The sequence below is a fragment of the Citrobacter sp. Cf132 genome (assembly GCF_030333885.1).
In the GTDB taxonomy this organism is placed as follows: Bacteria; Pseudomonadota; Gammaproteobacteria; order Enterobacterales; family Enterobacteriaceae; genus Citrobacter; species Citrobacter freundii.
The window spans coordinates 49,405-73,876 of the sequence record NZ_JAOWFA010000057.1; the positions used below are offsets into that span (position 1 = coordinate 49,405).

At 55.4% G+C, this 24,472-nt stretch carries 28 protein-coding genes; 26 read left to right on the plus strand and 2 right to left on the minus strand.

Going from position 1 to position 24,472, the window contains the following annotated elements; translation table 11 throughout:
- Positions 1 to 60: 60 nt before the first annotated feature.
- The 17 genes from eutS to eutR all read left to right on the plus strand — a co-directional run bounded on the left by eutS (position 61) and on the right by eutR (position 14,936).
- Positions 61 to 396, plus strand: coding sequence for an ethanolamine utilization microcompartment protein EutS (gene eutS, locus OGV85_RS13565; RefSeq protein WP_003037995.1), 336 nt, complete (start codon positions 61 to 63; stop codon positions 394 to 396).
- 12 nt (positions 397 to 408) lie between these two features.
- The gene (eutP, locus tag OGV85_RS13570) at positions 409 to 888 is read left to right on the plus strand and encodes an ethanolamine utilization acetate kinase EutP (RefSeq protein WP_003037998.1); all 480 of its coding nucleotides are present in this window, start codon (positions 409 to 411) and stop codon (positions 886 to 888) included.
- Positions 866 to 1,570: an ethanolamine utilization acetate kinase EutQ gene (gene eutQ, locus OGV85_RS13575; protein ID WP_003038001.1), complete on the plus strand. Its 705-nt coding sequence runs from the start codon at positions 866 to 868 to the stop codon at positions 1,568 to 1,570. Before eutP ends, eutQ begins: the two co-directional genes overlap by 23 nt.
- Positions 1,571 to 1,579: 9 nt before the next feature.
- A complete protein-coding gene (eutT, locus tag OGV85_RS13580; RefSeq protein ID WP_003038004.1) occupies positions 1,580 to 2,383 on the plus strand; it encodes an ethanolamine utilization cob(I)yrinic acid a,c-diamide adenosyltransferase EutT in 804 nt (267 codons plus the stop codon).
- On the plus strand, positions 2,380 to 3,396 hold the full coding sequence (gene pta / locus OGV85_RS13585; RefSeq protein ID WP_048218375.1) for a phosphate acetyltransferase: 1,017 nt from the start codon (positions 2,380 to 2,382) through the stop codon (positions 3,394 to 3,396). The genes eutT and pta overlap by 4 nt, the downstream gene beginning before the upstream one ends.
- Positions 3,397 to 3,433: 37 nt before the next feature.
- The gene (gene eutM, locus OGV85_RS13590; RefSeq protein ID WP_003835054.1) at positions 3,434 to 3,727 is read left to right on the plus strand and encodes an ethanolamine utilization microcompartment protein EutM; all 294 of its coding nucleotides are present in this window, start codon (positions 3,434 to 3,436) and stop codon (positions 3,725 to 3,727) included.
- Between the two features lie 114 nt (positions 3,728 to 3,841).
- Complete coding sequence (gene eutN / locus OGV85_RS13595) at positions 3,842 to 4,129, plus strand: ethanolamine utilization microcompartment protein EutN (protein ID WP_003038011.1); 288 nt, start codon at positions 3,842 to 3,844, stop codon at positions 4,127 to 4,129.
- Positions 4,130 to 4,140: 11 nt separating this feature from the next.
- A complete protein-coding gene (locus OGV85_RS13600) occupies positions 4,141 to 5,544 on the plus strand; it encodes an aldehyde dehydrogenase family protein (protein WP_061547547.1) in 1,404 nt (467 codons plus the stop codon).
- Positions 5,545 to 5,556: 12 nt separating this feature from the next.
- Complete coding sequence (gene eutJ, locus OGV85_RS13605) at positions 5,557 to 6,396, plus strand: ethanolamine utilization protein EutJ (RefSeq protein ID WP_003838530.1); 840 nt, start codon at positions 5,557 to 5,559, stop codon at positions 6,394 to 6,396.
- Complete coding sequence (gene eutG, locus OGV85_RS13610; RefSeq protein WP_044701760.1) at positions 6,386 to 7,573, plus strand: ethanolamine utilization ethanol dehydrogenase EutG; 1,188 nt, start codon at positions 6,386 to 6,388, stop codon at positions 7,571 to 7,573. The genes eutJ and eutG overlap by 11 nt, the downstream gene beginning before the upstream one ends.
- A gap of 119 nt (positions 7,574 to 7,692) precedes the next feature.
- Positions 7,693 to 8,925, plus strand: a complete 1,233-nt coding sequence (eutH, locus tag OGV85_RS13615; RefSeq protein WP_003038023.1) for an ethanolamine utilization protein EutH — start codon at positions 7,693 to 7,695, stop codon at positions 8,923 to 8,925.
- Entirely contained in the window at positions 8,922 to 10,325 is a 1,404-nt protein-coding gene (gene eutA, locus OGV85_RS13620) for an ethanolamine ammonia-lyase reactivating factor EutA (RefSeq protein ID WP_003038026.1), read from the plus strand. Before eutH ends, eutA begins: the two co-directional genes overlap by 4 nt.
- 11 nt (positions 10,326 to 10,336) lie before the next feature.
- Positions 10,337 to 11,698 (plus strand): ethanolamine ammonia-lyase subunit alpha, encoded by a 1,362-nt coding sequence (eutB, locus tag OGV85_RS13625; protein WP_003038029.1) that lies wholly within the window; start codon positions 10,337 to 10,339, stop codon positions 11,696 to 11,698.
- Between the two features lie 20 nt (positions 11,699 to 11,718).
- Entirely contained in the window at positions 11,719 to 12,609 is an 891-nt protein-coding gene (gene eutC, locus OGV85_RS13630; RefSeq protein ID WP_003038033.1) for an ethanolamine ammonia-lyase subunit EutC, read from the plus strand.
- Between the two features lie 9 nt (positions 12,610 to 12,618).
- Complete coding sequence (gene eutL, locus OGV85_RS13635) at positions 12,619 to 13,278, plus strand: ethanolamine utilization microcompartment protein EutL (RefSeq protein ID WP_003838537.1); 660 nt, start codon at positions 12,619 to 12,621, stop codon at positions 13,276 to 13,278.
- Between the two features lie 11 nt (positions 13,279 to 13,289).
- Positions 13,290 to 13,835 carry an ethanolamine utilization microcompartment protein EutK gene (locus OGV85_RS13640; RefSeq protein ID WP_061547545.1) on the plus strand — a complete coding sequence of 182 codons (546 nt, stop codon included), beginning with the start codon at positions 13,290 to 13,292 and terminating at the stop codon, positions 13,833 to 13,835.
- 48 nt (positions 13,836 to 13,883) lie between these two features.
- Positions 13,884 to 14,936 carry an HTH-type transcriptional regulator EutR gene (gene eutR / locus OGV85_RS13645; protein ID WP_003038041.1) on the plus strand — a complete coding sequence of 351 codons (1,053 nt, stop codon included), beginning with the start codon at positions 13,884 to 13,886 and terminating at the stop codon, positions 14,934 to 14,936.
- 122 nt (positions 14,937 to 15,058) lie between these two features.
- On the opposite strand, the gene hemF is transcribed toward eutR, so the two are convergent.
- Together hemF and amiA are read right to left on the minus strand one after the other, a co-directional pair.
- The gene (gene hemF, locus OGV85_RS13650; protein ID WP_016150736.1) at positions 15,059 to 15,958 is read right to left on the minus strand and encodes an oxygen-dependent coproporphyrinogen oxidase; all 900 of its coding nucleotides are present in this window, start codon (positions 15,956 to 15,958) and stop codon (positions 15,059 to 15,061) included.
- Between the two features lie 2 nt (positions 15,959 to 15,960).
- The gene (gene amiA / locus OGV85_RS13655; protein ID WP_003038046.1) at positions 15,961 to 16,830 is read right to left on the minus strand and encodes an N-acetylmuramoyl-L-alanine amidase AmiA; all 870 of its coding nucleotides are present in this window, start codon (positions 16,828 to 16,830) and stop codon (positions 15,961 to 15,963) included.
- 212 nt (positions 16,831 to 17,042) lie between these two features.
- Here amiA and OGV85_RS13660 point away from each other — a divergent pair, with 212 nt between their 5' ends.
- The 9 genes from OGV85_RS13660 to cysA all read left to right on the plus strand — a co-directional run bounded on the left by OGV85_RS13660 (position 17,043) and on the right by cysA (position 24,466).
- A complete protein-coding gene (locus OGV85_RS13660; RefSeq protein ID WP_003038048.1) occupies positions 17,043 to 17,468 on the plus strand; it encodes a GNAT family acetyltransferase in 426 nt (141 codons plus the stop codon).
- Positions 17,455 to 17,904, plus strand: coding sequence for a DUF2919 domain-containing protein (locus OGV85_RS13665; protein ID WP_003835027.1), 450 nt, complete (start codon positions 17,455 to 17,457; stop codon positions 17,902 to 17,904). The genes OGV85_RS13660 and OGV85_RS13665 overlap by 14 nt, the downstream gene beginning before the upstream one ends.
- A 59-nt stretch (positions 17,905 to 17,963) precedes the next feature.
- Positions 17,964 to 18,539, plus strand: a complete 576-nt coding sequence (locus tag OGV85_RS13670) for an RpoE-regulated lipoprotein (RefSeq protein ID WP_016150735.1) — start codon at positions 17,964 to 17,966, stop codon at positions 18,537 to 18,539.
- A gap of 93 nt (positions 18,540 to 18,632) precedes the next feature.
- Entirely contained in the window at positions 18,633 to 19,532 is a 900-nt protein-coding gene (gene yfeX / locus OGV85_RS13675) for a porphyrinogen peroxidase (RefSeq protein ID WP_003838547.1), read from the plus strand.
- 172 nt (positions 19,533 to 19,704) lie between these two features.
- Positions 19,705 to 20,496: an SDR family oxidoreductase UcpA gene (gene ucpA / locus OGV85_RS13680; RefSeq protein ID WP_003038057.1), complete on the plus strand. Its 792-nt coding sequence runs from the start codon at positions 19,705 to 19,707 to the stop codon at positions 20,494 to 20,496.
- A 157-nt stretch (positions 20,497 to 20,653) separates the two neighbouring features.
- Entirely contained in the window at positions 20,654 to 21,670 is a 1,017-nt protein-coding gene (cysP, locus tag OGV85_RS13685) for a thiosulfate/sulfate ABC transporter substrate-binding protein CysP (protein ID WP_003038059.1), read from the plus strand.
- Positions 21,671 to 22,504 (plus strand): sulfate/thiosulfate ABC transporter permease CysT, encoded by an 834-nt coding sequence (gene cysT / locus OGV85_RS13690; RefSeq protein ID WP_003038061.1) that lies wholly within the window; start codon positions 21,671 to 21,673, stop codon positions 22,502 to 22,504. It begins immediately after the preceding gene.
- Positions 22,504 to 23,379, plus strand: coding sequence for a sulfate/thiosulfate ABC transporter permease CysW (gene cysW / locus OGV85_RS13695; RefSeq protein WP_003038064.1), 876 nt, complete (start codon positions 22,504 to 22,506; stop codon positions 23,377 to 23,379). The genes cysT and cysW overlap by 1 nt, the downstream gene beginning before the upstream one ends.
- Positions 23,369 to 24,466, plus strand: coding sequence for a sulfate/thiosulfate ABC transporter ATP-binding protein CysA (cysA, locus tag OGV85_RS13700; RefSeq protein ID WP_286553660.1), 1,098 nt, complete (start codon positions 23,369 to 23,371; stop codon positions 24,464 to 24,466). Before cysW ends, cysA begins: the two co-directional genes overlap by 11 nt.
- Positions 24,467 to 24,472 lie beyond the last annotated feature (6 nt).

The following is a 24,472-nucleotide window of genomic DNA, read 5'->3' on the forward strand; positions in this document are numbered from 1 at the left end:
GTTATTTACTCTGACAAAAAATTGCCACGATAAGGGCAGTTTTAGCGGAGGCGGTGAGCAATGGAAAAAGAACGCATTATTCAGGAATTTGTGCCGGGGAAACAGGTCACGCTGGCGCATCTCATTGCGCACCCCGGCGAGGAATTAGCGAAAAAGATCGGCGTTCCCGAAGCGGGCGCTATCGGCATCATGACGCTGACGCCAGGCGAAACCGCGATGATTGCCGGTGACTTAGCCATGAAGGCGGCGGATGTACATATCGGTTTTCTCGATAGATTCAGCGGCGCACTGGTGATCTACGGCTCGGTAGGCGCAGTAGAAGAAGCGTTATTACAGACGGTAAGCGGTCTGGGTCGATTATTAAATTTCACTTTGTGCAACCTGACAAAAAGTTAATCAGAGGCGGCGATGAAACGTATTGCGTTTGTCGGTACGGTGGGGGCGGGGAAAACAACGCTCTTTAATGCGCTACAGGGGAATTATTCCCTCGCCAGAAAAACACAGGCCGTGGAGTTTAATGAAAATGGCGATATCGATACGCCAGGGGAATATTTTAGCCATCCGCGCTGGTATCACGCCTTAATTACCACGCTGCAGGATGTTGATACGTTGATTTATATACACGCGGCAAATGATAAAGAAAGTCGCTTACCTGCCGGGCTGTTGGATATCGGTGCCAGTAAACGACAAATCGCCGTTATCAGTAAAACGGACATGCCGGATGCCGACGTCGCCGCAACGCGACAACTACTTCGCGGGATGGGGTTTCAGGAGCCGATTTTTGAGCTCAATAGCCATGACCCGCGCAGTGTGCAGCACCTGGTGGATTATCTGACTGAGCTCAGCCAAAAGGAGGAAAGGGCAGGTGAAAAAACTCATCACAGCTAACGATATTCGTGCGGCCCACGCACGCGGCGAACAGGAAATGTCGGTTGTTCTGCGCGCCAGCATCATCACCCCGGAGGCGCGCGAAGTTGCGGAGCTGCTGGGCGTTACCATCAGTGAATGCGATGAATCCGCGCCAGGCGCCGTCGCTGCTGCTCCGGCTGCGGTGATTGATGGCAAAACGGAAAGCCAGCGTATTCGCGAAACCATCATTGCGCAGTTACCGGAAGGGCAGTTTACCGAAAGCCTGGTCGCGCAGCTGATGGACAAAGTCATGAAGGAAAAGCAGTCGCTGGAGCAGGGCGGAATGCAACCGAGCTTTAACTCGGTGACCGGCAAAGGCGGTGTGAAAGTCATCGACGGCAGCAGCGTGAAGTTTGGTCGTTTTGACGGCGCGCAGCCGCACTGCGTGGGCTTAACCGATCTGGTGACCGACCAGGACGGTAGCAGCATGGCCGCCGGGTTTATGCAGTGGGATAACGCCTTTTTCCCATGGACGCTGAACTACGACGAAATCGACATGATTCTGGAAGGAGAGCTGCATGTTCGCCACGAAGGCGAAACCATGATTGCAAAAGCCGGGGACGTGATGTTTATCCCGAAAGGCTCCAGCATCGAATTTGGTACGCCATCGACGGTGAAGTTTCTGTATGTGGCCTGGCCTGCGAACTGGCAGTCCTGCTAAGGCGGATGTATGAAGGATTTCATTACCGAAGCATGGCTCAGAGCGAATCATACGCTCAGCGAAGGGGCTGAAATTCATCTCCCCGCTGACGCTCGCCTGACGCCGTCTGCCCGGGAATTACTGGAAAGCCGACATCTGCGCATTAAGTTTATTGACGAGCAGGGCAGCCTGTTTATTGATGACGAAGAACAGCAGCCGCAGCCGGTTCATGGATTAACCAGCAGTGATACGCATCCACAGGCCAGCTGCGAACTGTGCCATCAACCGGTGGCGAAGAAACCGGACACCCTGACGCATCTGACGGCGGACAAGATGGTCGCCAAAAGTGACCCTCGGCTGGGATTTCGCGCCGCGCTGGACAGCACCATCGCCCTGGCCGTGTGGTTGCAGATTGAGATGGCAGAACCATGGCAGCCGTGGCTGGCGGATATCCGCTCGCGCCTGGGCAATATTATGCGCGCAGACGCCATGGATGAGCCGCTGGCAGCACAAGCTGTCGTGGGTTTAAGTGACGAAGATTTACACCGTCTTTCGCATCAACCGCTGCGCTATCTGGACCACGACCATCTGGTGCCTGAAGCCAGCCATGGACGTGATTGCGCGTTACTTAATCTGCTGCGTACCAAAGTCCGTGAAACGGAGACGGTGGCGGCCCAGGTATTCATCACTCGCAGTTTTGAGGTTATGCGACCGGACATTATGCAGGCGCTCAACCGCCTTTCCAGTACGGTCTACGTGATGATGATTCTGAGTGTTGCAAAGCATCCGCTGACGGTTAGTCAAATTCAACAGAGACTGGGGGAGAAGCAATGATCATTGAACGTGCTCGTCAACTCGCCCAACGCTCACCTGCACGAGTAGTGTTTCCGGATGCGCTGGATGTCCGGGTGCTGAAGGCGGCCAATTACCTGCATCAGCACGGTCTGGCACGCCCCATTCTCGTCGCCAGCCCGTTTGCGCTACGCCAGTTTGCGCTCAGCCATCGCGTAGCCATGGACGGTATTCAGGTTATTGATCCACAAAGCAATGTACAGATGCGTGAAGAGTTTGCCCTGCGCTGGCGGGCAACGGCGGGCGAAAAAACGCCGCCGGATGCGCGGGAGAAGCTCAACGATCCGCTGATGTTCGCCGCCGCGATGGTCAGTGCCGGTACAGCCGATGTGTGTATTGCGGGCAACCTGTCATCAACGGCAAACGTGCTTCGTGCAGGATTGCGCATTATTGGATTACAGCCTGGTTGCAAAACGCTGTCGTCAATTTTTCTGATGCTGCCGCAGTATCTCGGGCCGTCATTAGGATTTGCAGACTGTAGCGTTGTGCCGCAGCCCACCGCTGCACAGCTGGCGGATATCGCCATCGCCAGCGCTGAAACCTGGAAAGCGATCACAGGTGAAGAGCCGCGCGTGGCCATGCTGTCGTTTTCAAGTAATGGCAGTGCTCGCCATCCTAACGTCGCTAACGTGCAGCAGGCGACCGAGATCGTTCGTGAGCGTGCCCCGCAGCTTACAGTGGACGGTGAACTGCAATTTGATGCCGCCTTTGTTCCGGATGTCGCTGCGCAAAAAGCGCCCGCCAGTCCGTTAAAGGGCAATGCCAATGTGATGGTCTTCCCATCGCTGGAGGCAGGCAATATTGGCTACAAAATCGCTCAGCGTCTGGGAGGGTATCGCGCAGTAGGGCCATTGATTCAGGGGCTTGCCGCACCGCTTCATGATCTCTCTCGTGGCTGTAGCGTACAGGAAATTATCGAACTGGCGTTGGTGGCAGCAGTGCCGCGCCAGACTGACATGAGTCGTGAAAACGCCTCGCACACACTGGTTGTATAAGGTCCCGTTCAGGACCCCTTAATGAGAGGAAAACACAATGGAAGCATTAGGAATGATTGAAACCCGGGGCCTGGTTGCACTGATTGAGGCTTCTGACGCAATGGTTAAAGCGGCACGCGTGAAACTGGTTGGCGTGAAGCAGATCGGTGGCGGTCTGGTCACTGCCATGGTCCGTGGCGACGTAGCGGCATGTAAAGCTGCAACGGACGCAGGTGCTGCGGCAGCACAGCGTATTGGCGAGCTGGTTTCAGTGCACGTGATCCCGCGTCCGCACGGCGATCTGGAAGAAGTGTTCCCGATCAGCTTTAAAGGCGACAGCAACGACATGTAAGTCGTCCATGTGACGCCACAGACTTCATTGCTGGCGTCACCCTCTCTCCTTTTCACATTACCTTCTGCGGAGGGTAGGGGGAGGTTTTACCTGAAATATGCCACGGAGGCGCGTATGAAACTGGCAATCGTTACAGGACAAATTGTTTGTACCGTACGCCATCAGGGGCTCGCGCACGACAAGTTGCTGATGGTGGAAATGATTGACGCCCAGGGAAATCCCGACGGGCAATGTGCTGTTGCTATCGACAGCATCGGGGCGGGAACCGGAGAGTGGGTGCTGCTGGTCAGCGGAAGCTCCGCCCGTCAGGCGCACCGGAATGAATCATCGCCTGTCGATCTGTGCGTGATTGGCATTGTCGATGAAGTGGTGGCAGGTGGTCAGGTGATCTTCCATAAATAAGGCAGAAAATCATGAATCAACAGGATATTGAACAGGTCGTGAAAGCGGTACTGCTGAAAATGAAAGACAGCAGCCAACCCGTCAGTGCCGTTCAAGAAATGGGCGTTTTTGCCTCCCTGGATGACGCAGTGGCGGCAGCAAAACTGGCCCAGCAGGGGCTGAAAAGCGTCGCCATGCGCCAACTGGCTATCACGGCGCTACGTGAGGCGGGCGAAAAGCACGCCAGAGAATTAGCGGAACTTGCCGTCACTGAAACCGGCATGGGACGCGTCGAAGATAAATTTGCCAAAAACGTGGCGCAGGCGCGCGGCACGCCGGGTGTGGAATGCCTGTCTCCACAGGTTCTGACCGGTGATAACGGTCTGACGCTGATTGAAAACGCGCCGTGGGGCGTGGTGGCCTCGGTAACCCCATCCACCAACCCGGCCGCGACCGTCATTAACAACGCCATCAGCCTGATTGCCGCTGGTAACAGCGTGGTTTTCGCACCGCATCCGGCGGCGAAAAAAGTCTCTCAGCGCGCTATCACTCTGCTTAACCAGGCGGTAGTTGCCGCAGGCGGTCCGGCAAACCTGTTGGTGACGGTTACCAACCCAGATATCGAGACTGCCCAACGTCTGTTCAAGTACCCTGGTATCGGCCTGCTGGTGGTGACCGGTGGTGAAGCCGTAGTAGATGCCGCGCGTAAGCACACCAACAAACGTTTGATTGCCGCTGGCGCAGGTAATCCGCCGGTGGTGGTTGATGAAACGGCTGACCTGGCACGCGCGGCGCAGTCGGTAGTTAAAGGTGCATCGTTTGACAACAACATCATCTGCGCTGACGAAAAAGTGCTGATCGTGGTCGATAGCGTCGCTGATGAACTGATGCGTCTGATGGAAAGCCAGCATGCGGTGAAACTCACCACGGCCCAGGCCGAACAGCTGCAGCCGGTGCTGCTGAAAAATATCGATGAGCGCGGTAAAGGCACGGTCAGTCGTGACTGGGTAGGTCGTGACGCAGGCAAAATCGCTGCGGCGATTGGTCTGAACGTACCGGAGCAAACCCGTCTGTTATTCGTCGAAACCTCCGCGACGCATCCGTTTGCCGTCACCGAACTGATGATGCCGGTTCTACCGGTCGTGCGGGTCGCTAACGTCGATGAAGCCATTGAACTGGCGGTCAAGCTTGAAGGCGGTTGCCACCATACGGCGGCGATGCACTCGCGCAATATCGACAACATGAACCGTATGGCAAACGCCATTGATACCAGCATCTTCGTTAAGAACGGACCGTGCATTGCCGGTCTTGGACTGGGCGGTGAAGGCTGGACCACGATGACCATTACCACACCAACCGGGGAAGGGGTGACCAGTGCGCGTACGTTTGTGCGTCTGCGTCGCTGTGTGTTGGTAGACGCCTTCAGAATTGTATAAGGAGTAAATGAGATGGCGCACGACGAACAACGTTGGTTGACACCCAGACTGCTAAAAGCGGCAACGCTATGTAACCAGACGCCCACAAAGAGCGATTCACCGCTGTGGTTGGGCATTGATTTGGGAACGTGTGATGTGGTGTCGATGGTTGTGGACAGTGACGGACAGCCGGTCGCGGTTTGCCTGGACTGGGCCGATGTCGTGCGCGATGGCATCGTCTGGGATTTCTTTGGTGCGGTGACCATCGTTCGTCGCCATCTCGATACGCTCGAACAACAGCTGGGTTGCCGCTTTACCCATGCGGCAACCTCATTTCCACCGGGAACTGATCCTCGCATCTCTATTAACGTGCTGGAGTCTGCCGGGCTTGAAGTGAGCCATGTGCTCGACGAACCGACAGCGGTGGCGGATCTGTTGCAGCTCGATAACGCCGGCGTGGTGGATATTGGTGGTGGCACTACCGGGATTGCGATCGTTAAACAAGGCAAGGTGACCTACTCCGCTGATGAAGCAACCGGTGGGCATCATATCTCTCTGACGCTGGCCGGGAACCGTCGTATCCAGTTAGAAGAAGCCGAGCAGTACAAGCGTAGCAATGGCAAAGAAATCTGGCCGGTGGTGAAGCCTGTCTACGAAAAAATGGCGGAAATCGTGGCTCATCATATTGCGGGTCAGGGCGTTACCGATTTATGGCTGGCCGGTGGTTCCTGCATGCAGCCGGGCGTTGATGAGCTGTTCCGTAAGCGTTTCCCGGAACTGCAGGTGCATTTACCCCAGCACAGCCTGTTTATGACCCCGCTGGCGATTGCCAACAGCGGAAAAGAAAAAGCGGAAGGAATCTATGCAAGCTGAATTGCAGACCGCGCTCTTTCAGGCATTCGATACCCTGAATCTGCAACGCGTAAAAACGTTTAGCGTTCCACCGGTCACCCTTTGTGGGCTGGGAGCGCTCAGTACCTGCGGACAGGAAGCACAAACGCGCGGATTGACGCATATGTTCGTCATGGTGGACAGCTTCCTGCATCAGGCGGGGATGACCGCCGCACTGGAGCGCAGTCTGGCGATGAAAGGCGTGGCGATGACGCTGTGGCCATGTCCGGTGGGCGAACCGTGCATTACAGACGTCTGCGCGGCGGTCGCGCAATTGCGTGAATCGAAGTGCGATGGCGTTGTGGCCTTTGGTGGTGGCTCCGTACTGGATGCCGCCAAGGCAGTGGCGTTGCTGGTGACCAACCCCACTCAGACGCTGGCAGGCATGGACGAGCGCAGCGCGTTACGCCCACGTCTGCCGCTGATTGCCGTACCGACTACCGCCGGAACGGGCTCAGAAACCACCAACGTCACGGTAATAATCGACGCCGCGACTGGACTCAAAAAAGTGCTGGCCCACGCAACCCTGATGCCGGATGTGGCGATCCTGGACGCTGCATTGACGGAAGGCGTGCCTGCACATGTAACGGCGATGACCGGGATTGATGCACTGACGCACGCCGTTGAAGCGTATAGCGCGCTGAACGCGACGCCGTTTACCGACAGTCTGGCGATTGGCGCGATTGCGATGATAGGTAAATCGCTGCCGAAGGCCGTCGGCTACGGTCAGGATCTGGCGGCGCGCGAAAGCATGCTGCTGGCTTCCTGTATGGCCGGGATGGCGTTTTCCAGCGCAGGGTTGGGCCTGTGCCATGCGATGGCGCACCAGCCGGGAGCGACGTTGCATATCCCACACGGACAGGCTAACGCCATGCTGCTTCCTACGGTAATGGGGTTCAACCGCATGGTGTGTCGTGAGCGCTTCAGCCATATCGGACGCGCGTTAACCAACAAGAAATCGGACGATCGTGATGCTATCAACGCGGTCAGCGAGTTGATTAGCGAAGTGGGCCAGACCAAACGGCTCTCAGACGTTGGAGCAAAACCCGAACATTACAGCGCATGGGCACACGCCGCGCTGGAGGATATTTGTATTCGCAGTAACCCACGCACCGCCACGCAGGAACAGATTATCGACCTGTACGCGGCTGCCGGGTAATGCCTGTAGGCCGGATAAGGTGCTCGCACCGCCATCCGGCAATAACACGGCGTTAATGCCGGAGGCGACGTAAACGTCTTATCCGGCCTACAAATCACAAATGACAGGGAGTAGGGGCTATGGGAATTAACGAAATCATCATGTACATCATGATGTTCTTTATGCTGATTGCCGCCGTGGACAGGATCCTGTCGCAGTTCGGCGGTTCGGCGCGCTTCCTCGGTAAGTTCGGTAAGAGTATTGAGGGATCGGGCGGTCAGTTTGAAGAAGGCTTTATGGCAATGGGCGCGCTGGGTCTGGCGATGGTCGGTATGACCGCGCTGGCGCCAGTACTGGCGCATGTGCTCGGGCCGGTAATTATTCCGCTGTATGAAATGCTGGGCGCGAACCCGTCGATGTTTGCCGGAACGCTGCTGGCGTGCGATATGGGCGGCTTCTTCCTGGCGAAAGAACTGGCGGGCGGCGACGTGGCGGCATGGTTGTACTCTGGCCTGATTCTCGGCGCGATGATGGGGCCGACGCTGGTGTTCTCCATTCCGGTTGCGCTGGGAATTATTGAACCGTCTGACCGTCGTTATCTGGCGCTGGGCGTGCTGGCCGGTATTGTCACCATTCCGATTGGCTGTATTGCGGGTGGTCTGGTCGCGATGTACTCCGGTGTGGAAATCAACGGTCAGCCGGTGGAGTTCACCTTTGCGTTGATCCTGATGAACATGATCCCGGTGCTGATCGTAGCCGTGCTGGTGGCGCTGGGACTGAAATTCATCCCGGAAAAAATGATCAACGGCTTCCAGATCTTCGCCAAGTTCCTGGTAGCGCTGATCACCCTCGGTCTGGCTGCGGCAGTCATCAAGTTCCTGCTCGGCTGGGAGCTGATCCCAGGTCTTGATCCTATTTTCATGGCGCCAGGCGACAAGCCGGGTGAAGTGATGCGCGCCATCGAAGTTATCGGTTCTATCTCCTGTGTGCTGCTGGGTGCCTACCCGATGGTGCTGCTGCTGACCCGCTGGTTTGAAAAACCGCTGATGAGCGTCGGCAACCTGTTAAAAGTCAATAACATTGCGGCTGCGGGTATGGTGGCAACGCTTGCCAATAACATCCCAATGTTCGGCATGATGAAAAACATGGATACCCGCGGCAAAGTGATCAACTGCGCCTTTGCGGTTTCCGCGGCCTTCGCTCTGGGTGACCACTTAGGTTTCGCCGCTGCCAACATGAACGCCATGATCTTCCCGATGATTGTCGGCAAGCTGATCGGCGGCGTGACGGCGATTGGCGTGGCTATGCTGTTAGTACCGAAAGACGAAGATGTTCCGGCACCAGCAGAAACCAATCCGGAGGCGCAATCGTGAATACTCGCCAGCTACTCAGCGTCGGTATCGATATCGGCACCACCACCACTCAGGTGATCTTCTCGCGCCTTGAGCTGGTTAACCGTGCGGCAGTGTCGCAGGTGCCGCGCTACGAATTCATCAAACGCGAAATTAGCTGGCAAAGCCCGGTGTTCTTTACCCCCGTTGATAAGCAGGGCGGGTTGAAAGAGGCCGAACTGAAAGCACTGATCCTCGCCCAGTATCAGGCGGCGGGCATTGCGCCGGAAACGGTTGATTCCGGCGCGATCATCATTACCGGGGAAAGTGCCAAAACGCGCAACGCGCGCCCGGCGGTGATGGCGCTCTCCCAGTCGCTGGGGGATTTCGTGGTTGCCAGCGCCGGTCCGCATCTGGAATCGGTGATTGCTGGTCACGGTGCGGGGGCACAAACCCTGTCCGAGCAGAAGTTGTGCCGCGTACTGAATATCGACATCGGCGGCGGTACGTCGAACTACGTTCTGTTCGATGCCGGAAAAGTCAGCGGATCGGCCTGTCTGAACGTCGGCGGACGGCTACTGGAAACGGACGGTCAGGGGCGCGTGGTGCATGCGCATCAGCCGGGACAAATGATTGTGGATGACGTATTTGGTCCAGGCACTGATGCCCGAACCCTCAATGCGGCGCAGCTTGTTCAGGTGGCCCGACGGATGGCGGCGCTGATTGTGGAGGTGATTGACGGCACGTTATCACCGCTGGCACAGGCGCTGATGCAAACCGCTCTGTTACCGGCGGGCGTGAAGCCGGAAGTGATTACGTTGTCCGGCGGGGTGGGCGAGTGCTACCGCAACCAACCTGCCGATCCGTTCTGTTTTTCCGACATTGGGCCGCTGTTAGCGACGGCGCTGCATGAACATCCGCGCCTGCGTGAGATGAACGTGCAGTTCCCGGCGCAAACCGTGCGCGCCACAGTGATTGGCGCCGGTGCGCATACGCTGTCGCTTTCGGGCAGCACTATCTGGCTGGAAGGTGTGGCGCTTCCGCTGCGCAATCTGCCGGTGGCGATTCCGGTTGATGAGGCTGATCTGGTGGCCGCCTGGCAACAGGCACTAATGCAGCTCGATCTGGACCCGCAAACGGACGCCTACGTGTTGGCGCTGCCCGCTTCTCTGCCGGTGCGCTACGCCGCGCTGTTAACGGTGATTGATGCGTTGCTGGCCTTTGTCGCGCGCTATCCGAATCCGCATCCCCTGCTGGTGGTAGCCGAGCAGGATTTTGGTAAAGCCCTGGGCATGCTGTTACGCCCACAGTTACAGCAACACCCGCTGGCGGTCATCGATGAGGTGGTTGTCCGGGCGGGGGACTATATCGACATTGGTACGCCTCTTTTTGGCGGATCGGTTGTGCCGGTGACGGTGAAATCACTCGCATTTCCTTCCTGAGGGAACGACTTATGAAACTAAAGACCACATTGTTCGGCAATGTTTATCAGTTTAAGGATGTTAAAGAGGTGCTGGCAAAAGCCAACGAACTGCGTTCGGGGGATGTGCTGGCAGGTGTCGCTGCAACCAGTTCGCAAGAGCGCGTGGCGGCTAAGCAGGTATTGTCGGAAATGACGGTAGCGGATATCCGTAATAACCCGGTGATTTCCTATGAAGAGGACTGCGTGACGCGTCTGATTCAGGATGACGTCAACGAAACGGCCTATAACCGCATCAAAAACTGGAGTATCAGCGAGCTGCGCGAGTACGTGCTGAGCGATGAAACCTCTGTTGATGACATTGCGTTTACGCGTAAAGGGTTAACGTCGGAAGTGGTCGCTGCGGTAGCAAAAATCTGCTCTAACGCGGACCTGATCTATGGCGGTAAGAAAATGCCGGTGATCAAAAAGGCTAACACCACCATAGGTCTACCGGGCACCTTTAGCTGCCGTTTGCAGCCGAACGATACCCGTGACGATGTACAGAGTATTGCGGCGCAAATCTATGAAGGACTGTCTTTCGGTGCGGGCGATGCGGTGATCGGTGTCAACCCGGTCACGGATGACGTGGAAAACTTAAGCCGTGTGCTCGATACCGTGTATGGCGTTATCGACAAGTTCAATATTCCGACCCAGGGCTGCGTACTGGCGCACGTCACCACCCAGATTGAAGCGATTCGTCGCGGTGCGCCGGGCGGGCTGATTTTCCAGAGTATCTGCGGTAGCGAAAAAGGCTTAAAAGAGTTTGGCGTTGAGCTGGCCATGCTGGATGAAGCGCGTGCAGTGGGTGCTGAATTCAACCGTATCGCCGGGGAAAACTGCCTGTACTTTGAAACCGGGCAAGGGTCTGCGCTCTCCGCTGGCGCTAACTTTGGTGCCGATCAGGTGACGATGGAAGCGCGTAACTACGGGCTGGCGCGTCACTACGATCCGTTCCTGGTGAACACCGTGGTGGGCTTTATCGGGCCGGAATATCTCTACAACGACCGTCAGATTATTCGCGCTGGCTTAGAAGATCACTTCATGGGCAAACTGAGCGGCATCTCAATGGGCTGCGACTGCTGTTACACCAACCATGCTGATGCTGACCAGAACCTCAATGAAAACCTGATGATTCTGCTCGCCACCGCTGGCTGCAACTACATCATGGGCATGCCGCTCGGTGACGACATCATGCTCAACTACCAGACCACCGCCTTCCACGACACCGCGACCGTGCGCCAGTTGCTGAACCTGCGCCCGTCGCCGGAGTTTGAACGCTGGCTGGAAACCATGGGCATTATGGCAAACGGTCGCCTGACCAAACGGGCGGGCGATCCGTCACTGTTCTTCTGATGACGCGGGGATGACACACGATGGATCAAAAACAGATTGAAGAAATTGTACGCAGCGTAATGGCGTCAATGGGAGAGCCGCAGGTTCAAGCGCCATCAGCGGAAGTGAAATGCAGCACTACGCAGTGCGCTGCGCCGACCGGTGAAAGCTGTGCGATGGACTTAGGTTCAGCCGAAGCGAAAGCGTGGATTGGCGTTGAGAATCCGCATCGCGCAGAGGTATTGACCGAACTGCGCCGTAGCACCGCTGCGCGTGTATGTACCGGCCGTGCCGGTCCACGTCCGCGTACCCAGGCGCTGCTGCGCTTCCTGGCTGACCACTCGCGTTCGAAAGATACGGTATTGAAAGAAGTGCCGGAAGAGTGGGTAAAAGCCCAGGGACTACTGGAAGTGCGCTCGGAAATCAGCGACAAAAACTTGTATCTGACGCGCCCGGACATGGGACGTCGTCTGAGTGCGGAAGCCATTGAAGCACTGAAATCACAGTGTGTAATGAATCCGGATGTGCAGGTGATTATTTCTGATGGTCTGTCTACTGACGCCATCACCGCCAACTACGAAGAGATCCTGCCGCCGTTGTTGTCGGGCTTAAAACAGGCCGGATTGAAGGTCGGGACGCCGTTCTTTGTTCGCTATGGGCGCGTGAAAATTGAAGATCAGATCGGCGAACTGCTGGGTGCAAAAGCGGTGATCCTGCTGGTTGGTGAGCGTCCGGGCCTCGGCCAGTCGGAAAGTCTTTCTTGCTACGCCGTCTATTCGCCGCGTGTGGCAACCACCGTTGAGGCTGACCGTACCTGCATCTCGAACATTCACCAGGGCGGTACGCCACCGGTTGAAGCGGCGGCGGTGATTGTGGATTTGGCCAAGCGCATGCTGGAGCAAAAAGCATCCGGCATCAATATGACCCGTTAAGGAGGCATCATGCCAGCATTAGATTTGATTAGACCTTCAGTCACCGCGATGCGTGTGATTGCCTCGGTAAATGACGGTTTTGCCCGCGAACTTAAATTGCCGCCACATATACGTAGCCTCGGACTCATCACAGCAGACTCTGATGACGTGGCGTATATTGCCGCAGATGAAGCGACAAAACAGGCGATGGTGGAAGTGGTTTATGGCCGCTCGCTGTATGCCGGTGCGGCGCACAGTCCCTCTCCAACCTCGGGCGAAGTGCTGATTATGCTCGGTGGACCAAACCCGGCCGAAGTTCGCGCGGGTCTGGACGCGATGGTCGCCAATATTGAAAGCGGTGCGGCATTCCAGTGGGCGAATGACGCAGAAGATACCGCCTTCCTGGCGCATGTGGTTTCGCGTACCGGTTCGTATCTTTCCGCGACCGCGGGATGCCGACTGGGCGATCCGATGGCGTATCTGGTAGCACCGCCGCTGGAAGCGACATTTGGTATTGATGCCGCGCTGAAATCTGCCGATGTACAACTGGTAACCTATGTACCACCGCCGTCAGAAACCAACTATTCAGCAGCGTTTTTGACCGGTAGCCAGGCCGCTTGTAAAGCCGCATGTAACGCCTTTGCCGATGCCGTTCTGGATATTGCCCGTAATCCAATCCAGCGCGCGTAAGAGAGGTAGTGATGATCAATGCACTGGGATTACTGGAAGTGGATGGCATGGTGGCTGCCGTGGACGCGGCCGATGCCATGCTGAAAGCCGCGAATGTGCGCCTGCTTAGCCACGAAGTGCTCGATCCTGGTCGGCTGACGCTGGTGGTGGAAGGCGATCTGGCGGCATGCCGAGCAGCGCTGGATGCTGGCAGTGCAGCTGCAGCGCGTACAGGCCGTGTTATCAGCCGTAAGGAAATAGGCCGGCCGGACGATGACACCCAGTGGCTGATCGGCGGTTTTAAGCGCCAGCCGAAGAAACCAGAACCGAAGAAACCAGAGCAGAAGCCTGAAGTGAAGTCAGATGTGGCCCCAGAGAAGACACAGGAAGCACCTGTGTCATCTGAATCCTCTGATGAATTGCTGGCGCTGTTAACATCGGCCCGTCAAGGAATGACGGCAGGGGAAGTGGCTGCCCACTTTGGCTGGTCACTTGATGAAGCCAGAAATGCGCTGGAACAGCTCTTTTCTGACGGAGCGTTGCGTAAACGCAGTAGTCGCTATCGCTTAAAAAATTAACCTGTCGGAGGGCCGGGGGCTTCGTTGAAGCTTCCGGCTTAAAAGATCATGAAAAAGAACCGTACTGCAAACTTGCACCATCTTTATCATGAAGTATTACCCGAAGACGTTAAATTGACGCCGAAAGTGGAAGTGGACAACGTTCATCAACGGCGAACAACGGATGTGTATGAGCACGCGCTGACGATTACAGCCTGGCAGCAGATCTACGACCAGCTGCATCCGGGAAAATTTCATGGCGAGTTCACGGAAATCCTGCTCGATGATATTCAGGTGTTCCGTGAATACACCGGACTGGCGCTGCGTCAGTCATGCCTTGTCTGGCCAAACTCATTTTGGTTTGGCATTCCGGCCACGCGCGGCGAGCAGGGATTTATTGGTACCCAGTGTTTGGGTAACGCTGAAATTGCCACCCGCCCAGGCGGGACGGAGTTTGAACTAAGTACGCCGGATGACTACACCATTTTGGGGGTCGTCATTTCTGAAGAGGCCATTGCCCGTCAGGCCAACTTCCTGCATAACCCGGAAAGGGTGTTGCATATGCTGCGCAACCAGTCGGCGCTGGAAGTGAAAGAACAACACAAAGCCGCGCTATGGGGCTTTGTGCAGCAGGCGCTGGCGACGTTTAGCGAAAACCCGGAAAACCTTCGCCAACCTGCGGTACGCAAAGTGTTGGGCGATAACCTGCTGCTGGCGATGGGGACTATGCTGGAAGAAGCGCAGCCGATTATGACTGCGGAGAGCATCAGCCATCAGAGCTATCGTCGCTTGCTGTCGCGTGCGCGCGAATATGTGCTGGAAAATATGTCAGAGCCGCTGACCGTGCTCGATTTATGCAATCAACTGCACGTTAGCCGCCGGACGTTGCAAAATGCCTTTCACGCCATCCTCGGTATTGGCCCGAATGCCTGGTTGAAACGTATTCGCCTGAACGCCGTGCGCCGTGAGTTGATAAGCCCGTGGTCGCAGAGTGCGACGGTGAAAGACGCCGCCATGCAGTGGGGATTCTGGCATTTAGGGCAGTTTGCTACCGACTACCAGCAACTGTTTGCGGAGAAACCGTCGTTGACGCTGCATCAGCGTATGCGCCAGTGGGCGTGATGGTATAGCTTGAGTAGGCCTGATAAGGCGTTAGCCGCCATCAGGCAATTGTGCTTGCTGCGCTGCCGGATGGCGACGCCTTGCGTCTTATCCGGCCTACGAATTGTGTCGCTATCAGGCCATTACACCCAGTCGCGGACCTGAATAAACTCGCTAAGAGCGGCTTCCGGGCTGTTCGCTTCTGGCTGCCAGTCATACTCCCAGCGTACCAGCGGCGGCATCGACATCAGAATCGATTCCGTGCGCCCGCCGGTTTGCAAACCAAATAATGTGCCGCGATCCCACACCAGGTTAAATTCCACATAGCGTCCGCGACGATAAAGCTGAAAATTGCGTTCACGCTCGCCCCAGCTCATTGCTTTGCGGCGCTCGACGATGGGCAAATACGCCTCGGTATAACCCTTTCCAACAGCCTGCATAAAGGCGAAGCAGTGCTCGAAATCTGGCGTATTCAAATCATCGAAGAACAGCCCGCCAATGCCGCGCTGCTCGTTGCGGTGCTTGAGGAAGAAGTAGTCATCGCACCACTTTTTGTAACGGGGATAAACATCTTCGCCGAACGGCTGGCATAGATCCCGCGCCGTGCGGTGCCAGTGAACTGCATCCTCATCAAAGCCGTAGTAGGGCGTTAAGTCAAAGCCGCCGCCAAACCACCACACCGGGTCGGCGCCCGGTTTCTCCGCGATAAAAAAACGTACGTTGGCATGGCTGGTCGGAATGTAAGGATTCTGCGGATGCACCACCAACGAGACGCCCATCGCTTCAAAGCTACGCCCGGCAAGCTCCGGGCGATGTGCAGTAGCCGAGGCCGGCATTGCATCGCCATGGACATGAGAGAAGTTGACGCCTGCTTGCTCGAAAATACCGCCGTTACGCAACACTCGACTGCGCCCGCCGCCGCCCGCTTCGCGTTGCCAGTTATCCTCAACAAATTCGGTGCCGTCTATGGTGGATAACTGCTGACAAATCTCATCCTGCAGGTTGAGCAGGAACTGTTTTACGCGTTGTACATCGGGCTTCATGGTTAACGTTTCTTCGAGTGTGCTTTCTGGTTATCAAACCAGTGGAAATAGCTGATGATGCCATTGGCGATAGCGGTGGCGATTTTCTGACGAAACGCAGCCGTCCCCAGTAATCGTTCTTCTTCCGGGTTGGTGATGAACGAGGTTTCGACCAGGACCGACGGAATCGAAGGTGATTTTAGCACCACGAAGGCGGCTTGTTCCGTGCTGCGACTGTGCAGACGGTGTACCGGCTTGATCTTCTTAAGAATATGCGAGCCTAACGTCAGGCTGTTTTTAATGGTGTCAGTTTGCACCAGATCGAACAGCACCTGCTGCAACAAATGATCTTTGTCGGTGGCCTTCTTCCCGGCGACTTCATCGGCCCGGTTTTCACGATCGGACAGATATTTCGCCATGGCGCTACTGGCACCGCGATTGGATAAGGCAAAGACCGAAGCACCCGCAGCGCTCGGATTGGTAAAACCGTCGGCGTGGATCGACATGAAAAGATCTGCGCCATGTTTGTGGGCGATCTCGACGCGATCGTAGAGCGGAATAAACGTATCGCCGGAGCGGGTCAGGCGTGCATCAATCCCCTGGTTGCGTAGGATTGAGCGCACGTTTTTGGCAATCGCCAGCACCACGTGCTTTTCTTTCGATCCGTTGCGACCAATTGCGCCGGTATCAATCCCGCCGTGCCCCGGATCAAGAACAACAACACGCTTAGCGCCTGATTTTTTCGCTTTCGGTTTGCTGTGTCCATTACTGGTCTTTAGCGCTTCTTCTTTAGCGATGGCTTGCGACATGCCTGACAGCGTCAGGGCGGCCAGCCCGGCTTTCAGCACCTGGCGGCGCGATGTGAGTGTTTTTAGTGGTTTAAAAGTGCTCATACGGCCTGAGTTGTAAAAAAAAGGTTCTAAACGTTATATCGTATCGCGTAGTCCGTTGCGACGGATCGAGATAAGAATTGTTTTACTTTTCATTTCAATACGTGACAATTCCGTATTATGCCATTTTTTCCGCCGCTTCGCGTCAGATATTGGCTAAATCAGCCGTTCGCGCCATAATCGCTTTTTAACGTCCTGAAAAGGTAACCAATACCATGGAAATACGCGTTTTTCGCCAGGAAGATTTCGAAGAGGTGATCACCCTCTGGGAGCGTTGTGATTTGCTGCGTCCATGGAACGACCCTGAAATGGACATCGAACGTAAAGTCAATCATGACGTCAGCTTGTTCCTCGTCGCTGAAGTGAACGGTGAGGTGGTCGGTACGGTGATGGGCGGATACGACGGGCATCGTGGTTCCGCCTATTACCTGGGCGTGCATCCTGAGTTTCGCGGTCGCGGTATCGCCAATGCGCTACTCAACCGGTTGGAGAAAAAGCTCATTGCCCGCGGTTGCCCGAAGATTCAAATCATGGTGCGTGACGATAACGATGTTGTTCAGGGCATGTATGAACGTCTGGGTTATGAACATGCGGATGTACTCAATCTGGGCAAGCGTTTGATTGAAGATGAAGAGTACTGAGTTTCATCCGGCCGACTATGACGGTCATGGGCGTCTGCGTCTGCCTTTTCTCTTCTGGTGCGTACTGTTGTTACAGGCACGCACCTGGGTTTTGTTTGTGATAGCCGGTTCTTCTCGTGAGCAGGGCAACACGTTGCTGAATCTGTTTTATCCCGATCATGACGCATTTTGGCTGGGTTTGCTCCCCGGCGTTCCTGCCGTGTTGGCGTTTTTACTCAGCGGGCGACGCTTTGCGTTTCCGGTAATCTGGCGCTGGCTGCGCGGATTATTGATTCTCGCTCAACTGGTGCTGCTGTGCTGGCAGCCGGTGATGTGGCTGGCAGGCGATCCGCTCAACGGTGTCGGGCTGGCGCTGCTGGTGGCGGATATCGTCGCACTGATCTGGCTGTTAACCAATCAACGTCTGCGCGCCTGTTTTTCCCTTGAGAAAGAATAACGGCACTTTTTGGGGAAACCGGACTCCAAGCAACGTTGATAAATAAGGAAGGAAGTGAAATGAAATCACTGCGTTTGACTTTATGCGCGATGCCGCTGCTACTGGCCGGGTGTTCAACGTTGTCCTCGGTGAACTGGTCTGCCGCTAATCCGTGGAACTGGTTTGGTTCTTCAACGCAGGTCACAGAGCAGGGCGTCGGAGCGTTAACGGGCGCGACACCGCTGGATGAAAAAGCCATTGCTGATGCGCTGGACGGTGATTACCGCCTGCGTAGCGGGATGAAGACTGATAACGGAAATGTGGTGCGCTTCTATGAAGCGATGAAAGACGACAAGCTGGCGATAGTCATCAATGGCAGCCAGGGAACCATTAGTCGTATTGATGTGTTAGACCACGATATTTCGTCAGTCGCGGGTGTCGAAATCGGTACACCGTTTAGCGACCTTTACACTAAAGCTTTCGGTAATTGCCAAAAGGCAACCGGCGATGACAGCGCGGGCGTTGAGTGTAAAGCTGAAGGAAGTCAACATATTAGCTATATTTTTTCCGGTGAATGGAGCGGGCCTGAGGATATAATGCCGTCTGACGACACGCTGAAAGCGTGGAAAGTAAGCAAAATTATCTGGCGGCGTTAATTTGCGTCTGAACAAATCGGCTTGTTAAAAAAACAGGTAGAATAGCGCCAATCAATGCCACGATGTCGTGGCATCTTTTTTTCAGGAGGAACAATGTCTCAGGTTCAGAGTGGCATTTTGCCAGAACATTGCCGTGCGGCGATTTGGATTGAAGCCAATGTTAAAGGCGACGTTGAGGCCCTGCGTGCGGCCAGCAAAACCTTCGCCGATAAGCTGGCGACCTTTGAAGCTAAGTTCCCGGATGCGCATCTGGGCGCGGTTGTCGCTTTTGGCAACAACACCTGGCGTGCATTGAGCGGCGGCGTCGGTGCGGAAGAGTTAAAAGACTTTATCCCTTACGGTAAAGGTCTGGCACCTGCAACCCAATATGACGTGTTGATCCATATTCTCTCTTTGCGTCATGACGTGAATTTCTCCGTTGCGCAGGCGGCAATGGAAGCATTTGGCGACTGTATTGAAGTCAAAGAAGAAATCCACGGTTTCCGTTGGGTCGAAGAGCGCGATCTCAGCGGCTTTGTTGACGGTACGGAAAACCCGGCAGGCGAAGAAACGCGCCGTGAAGTCGCCGTTATCAAAGATGGTGTGGATGCCGGTGGCAGCTATGTGTTTGTGCAGCGTTGGGAACATAACCTGAAGCAGCTTAATCGCATGAGCATCCATGACCAGGAAATGATGATTGGTCGCACCAAGGAAGCCAACGAAGAGATCGACGGTGATGACCGTCCGGTCACCTCTCACCTGAGCCGAGTTGACCTCAAAGAAGACGGTAAAGGGCTGAAAATTGTGCGCCAGAGCCTGCCATACGGCACTGCCAGCGGCACGCATGGTCTCTATTTCTGCGCCTACTGCGCCCGTCTGCACAACATTGAACAACAGTTGCTGAGCATGTTTGGTGACACCGACGGTAAGCGTGATGCAATGCTGCGCTTCACCAAACCGGTAACCGGCGGCTATTACTTTGCACCGTCGCTGGACCGTTTAATGGCGCTGTAATGGCGACCTGATCCTGTTATCGGCCACGAAATAGACATCCCCGCATCGTCGGGGATTTTTTTTACCTGAGATTAACCTGATTTAGTGAGCTATTCCTCAGCACTAATTTGTTATTGCTGTATCTTCTGCGTGAATGAAGCGAAGGCTTCATATTCAAAAGGAGAATATTGAAATGGGAAAACTCACGGGCAAAACAGCATTGATTACGGGCGCATCTCAGGGTATTGGCGAGGGTATCGCCAGAACGTTTGCCCGCCATGGTGCGAACTTAATTCTGCTGGATATCTCCGATGAGATTGAAAAACTGGCGGATGAGTTGGCTGGGCGAGGGCACCGTTGCACAGCCGTTCACGCTGACGTCAGAGATTTTGCGTCGGTCAAGGAAGCGGTGATGCGCGCGAAGCAGATTGAAGGCAAAATCGATATTCTGGTGAACAATGCCGGCGTATGCCGCCTCGGCAACTTCCTTGATATGAGCGATGAAGATCGCGATTTCCACATTGATATCAACATTAAAGGCGTCTGGAATGTGACGAAAGCCGTTCTGCCGGAGATGATTGCGCGCAAAGACGGGCGCATCGTGATGATGTCATCGGTGACCGGCGATATGGTTGCCGACCCGGGCGAAACGGCCTACGCACTGTCGAAAGCCGCAATCATCGGTTTGACCAAATCCCTGGCGGTAGAATATGCGCAGTCAGGCATTCGCGTTAATGCCATTTGCCCAGGCTACGTTCGTACGCCGATGGCGGAAAGCATTGCGCGTCAATCTAACCCGGAAGATCCTGAATCCGTTTTAGTCGAAATGGCGAAAGCGATCCCGATGCGTCGTCTGGCCTGTCCGCTTGAGGTCGGTGAACTGGCGGCGTTCCTGGCCTCGGATGAGTCCAGTTACTTAACTGGCACGCAAAACGTGATTGATGGCGGTAGCACCCTGCCTGAAAGCGTTAGCGTCGGCGTCTGATTGATGCCGGTCTCCTCCTCACTCGGTGTGGGGAGGGATTCTCTTATTCTCTTTTCAACTTTCAAATCATCAAACGGTATATAAAACCGTTACTCCTTTAGCACTGGTTATAAATATGATGACCATAAGAAAGTCATTAAATTTATAAGGGTGCGCAATGGCCGTTAACTTACTGAAAAAAAGAACACTGACGCTGGCAGCCATGCTGTTGCTGGTGGGGCAGGCGCAGGCAACGGAACTGCTGAACAGTTCATACGATGTTTCCCGTGAGCTTTTTGCCGCCCTTAATCCACCGTTTGAACAGCAATGGGCGAAGGATAACGGCGGTGACAAACTGACGATTAAACAATCTCATGCCGGGTCATCAAAACAGGCTCTGGCGATTCTGCAGGGGCTGAAAGCCGATGTGGTGACCTATAACCAGGTCACCGACGTGCAGATCCTGCATGACAAAGGCAAACTGATCCCCGCCGACTGGCAAAGCCGCCTGCCGAATAACAGCTCGCCGTTCTATTCCACCATGGGTTTCCTGGTGCGTAAGGGGAACCCGAAAAACATTCATGACTGGAATGACCTTGTGCGTTCTGATGTGAAACTGATTTTCCCGAACCCAAAAACCTCCGGTAACGCGCGCTATACCTATCTGGCGGCGTGGGGTGCTGCGGATAAAGCCGACGGTGGTGATAAAACCAAAACCGAACAGTTCATGACCCAGTTTCTGAAAAACGTCGAAGTGTTTGATACCGGCGGTCGCGGTGCTACCACCACCTTTGCAGAGCGCGGTCTGGGCGATGTGCTGATCAGCTTCGAATCAGAAGTGAACAACATTCGTAAACAGTATGAAGCGCAGGGTTTTGAAGTGGTTATCCCGAAAACCAATATCCTCGCCGAATTCCCGGTGGCCTGGGTAGATAAAAATGTGCAAGCCAACGGTACTGAAAAAGCAGCTAAAGCGTACCTGACCTGGCTGTACAGCCCGCAGGCGCAAACCATTATTACCGATTTCTACTACCGCGTGAATAACCCGCAGGTGATGGACAAACAGCAAGATAAATTCCCGCAGACCGAATTGTTCCGTGTGGAAGATAAGTTTGGTTCGTGGCCTGAAGTGATGAAAACACACTTTGTCAGCGGTGGAGAGCTGGACAAACTGCTGGCGGCGGGGCGTAAGTAAATGTTTGCTGTTTCTTCCCGACGCGTGCTGCCCGGCTTCACTTTGAGCCTGGGTACAAGCTTACTGTTTGTCTGCCTGATATTGCTGCTGCCGCTGAGCGCGCTGGTGATGCAACTGGCGCAAATGAGCTGGGCGCAATACTGGGATGTGATTACCAATCCGCAGGTGGTGGCGGCTTATAAAGTGACGCTTCTGTCGGCGTTTGTGGCGTCGATTTTTAACGGCGTGTTCGGTTTGCTGATGGCGTGGATCTTAACCCGCTATCGCTTTCCGGGCCGTACGCTGTTGGATGCACTGATGGATCTGCCGTTTGCGCTGCCTACGGCGGTGGCGGGTCTGACGCTGGCGTCGCTGTTTTCGGTTAATGGCTTCTACGGCGAGTGGCTGGCGAAGCTGGATATCAAGGTGACCTACACCTGGCTTGGTATCGCGGTGGCGATGGCGTTTACCAGCATTCCGTTTGTGGTGCGTACCGTCCAGCCGGTGCTGGAAGAATTAGGTCCCGAATATGAAGAAGCGGCGGAAACGCTCGGTGCTACGCGCTGGCAGAGTTTCCGTAAAGTGGTGCTGCCGGAGCTGTCCCCCGCGCTGGTGGCGGGCGTTGCGCTTTCGTTTACCCGCAGCCTCGGTGAGTTTGGCGCGGTTATCTTTATCGCTGGGAACATCGCATGGAAAACGGAAGTGACCTCACTGATGATTTTTGTTCGCTTGCAGGAGTTTGACTACCCGGCCGCCAGCGCGATTGCTTCTGTGATCCTCGGGGCTTCGTTGTTGCTGCTGTTTTCAATTAACACCCTGCAAAGTCGCTTTGGTCGACGTGTGGTAGGTCACTGATGGCAGACATTACCCAATTAAAACGCTATGGCGCGCCCCGCATCAACTGGGGGAAATGGTTTCTGATCGGCACGGGCATGCTGGTCTCCGCGTTTATTTTGCTGGTGCCGATGATTTACATCTTCGTGCAGGCGTTCAGCAAGGGATTAATGCCGGTATTACAGAACCTGGCGGATCCGGACATGCTGCATGCCATCTGGCTGACGGTGCTGATTGCGCTGATTGCGGTGCCGGTGAACCTGGTGTTTGGTGTGTTGCTGGCCTGGCTGGTGACCCGTTTTAACTTCCCAGGACGCCAGTTGTTGCTGACCTTACTGGATATTCCGTTTGCCGTCTCGCCGGTGGTTGCCGGCCTGGTGTATCTGCTGTTTTACGGCTCTAACGGTCCGCTGGGTGGATGGCTGGATGAGCATAACCTGCAAATTATGTTTGCCTGGCCGGGGATGGTGCTGGTGACGGTATTCGTGACCTGTCCGTTTGTGGTGCGAGAGTTGGTGCCGGTGATGTTAAGCCAGGGCAGCAATGAAGATGAAGCGGCTGTGTTGCTGGGCGCGTCCGGCTGGCAGATGTTCCGCCGCGTTACGCTGCCAAATATCCGTTGGGCGCTGCTGTACGGCGTGGTGTTGACCAACGCCCGTGCGATTGGCGAGTTTGGCGCGGTGTCGGTGGTTTCCGGCTCGATTCGCGGCGAAACCCTATCGCTACCGCTACAAATTGAATTACTGGAGCAGGACTACAACACGGTCGGCTCTTTTACCGCCGCGGCGCTATTAACGCTGATGGCGATTATTACCCTGTTTTTGAAGAGCATGTTGCAATGGCGTCTGGAGAACCAGGAGAAACGCGCGCAGCAGGAGGAAAATCATGAGCATTGAGATTGCCAATATTAAGAAGTCTTTTGGTCGCACCCAGGTGCTGAACGATATCTCGCTGGATATTCCTTCAGGTCAGATGGTCGCGCTGTTGGGGCCATCCGGCTCGGGCAAAACCACGCTGCTGCGCATTATTGCCGGGCTGGAGCATCAGTCCAGCGGGCATATCCGTTTTCACGGCACCGACGTCAGTCGTTTGCATGCTCGCGACCGTAAAGTGGGATTCGTATTCCAGCACTATGCGCTGTTTCGTCATATGACCGTTTTCGACAATATCGCGTTTGGTCTGACGGTCCTGCCACGGCGTGAGCGCCCGAATGCGGCGGCCATCAAAGTAAAAGTCACCAAACTGCTGGAGATGGTTCAATTGGCTCATCTGGCGGACCGCTTCCCAGCGCAGCTTTCTGGTGGGCAAAAGCAGCGTGTGGCGTTGGCGCGTGCGCTGGCGGTAGAGCCGCAGATCCTGCTGCTCGACGAGCCGTTTGGCGCGCTCGATGCGCAGGTACGTAAAGAACTGCGTCGTTGGCTGCGTCAGCTGCATGAAGAGCTGAAGTTCACCAGCGTGTTTGTTACCCACGACCAGGAAGAAGCGACGGAAGTTGCCGATCGCGTGGTAGTGATGAGTCAGGGTCATATCGAGCAGGCCGATGCGCCCGATCAGGTATGGCGCGAACCAGCTACCCGTTTTGTCCTGGAATTTATGGGCGAGGTTAACCGCCTGCAAGGAACGATTCGCGGTGGACAATTCCACGTGGGCGCACACCGCTGGCCGCTGGGTTATACGCCTAGTTATCAGGGACCGGTGGATCTGTTTCTGCGTCCGTGGGAAGTGGACGTCAGCCGTCGTACCAGCCTGGATTCGCCGTTGCCGGTACAGGTACTGGAAGCCAGCCCGAAAGGACACTACACCCAATTAGTTGTGCAACCGCTGGGGTGGTATAACGAACCGCTGACGGTCATCATGCAGGGCGATGATTCCCCAAGCCGCGGCGAGCGGCTGTTTGTCGGGCTGCAAAATGCGCGTCTGTATAACGGCGACCAGCGCATTGAAACGCGTGAAGAGGAACTTGCTCTGGCGCAAAGTGCCTGATAGGTT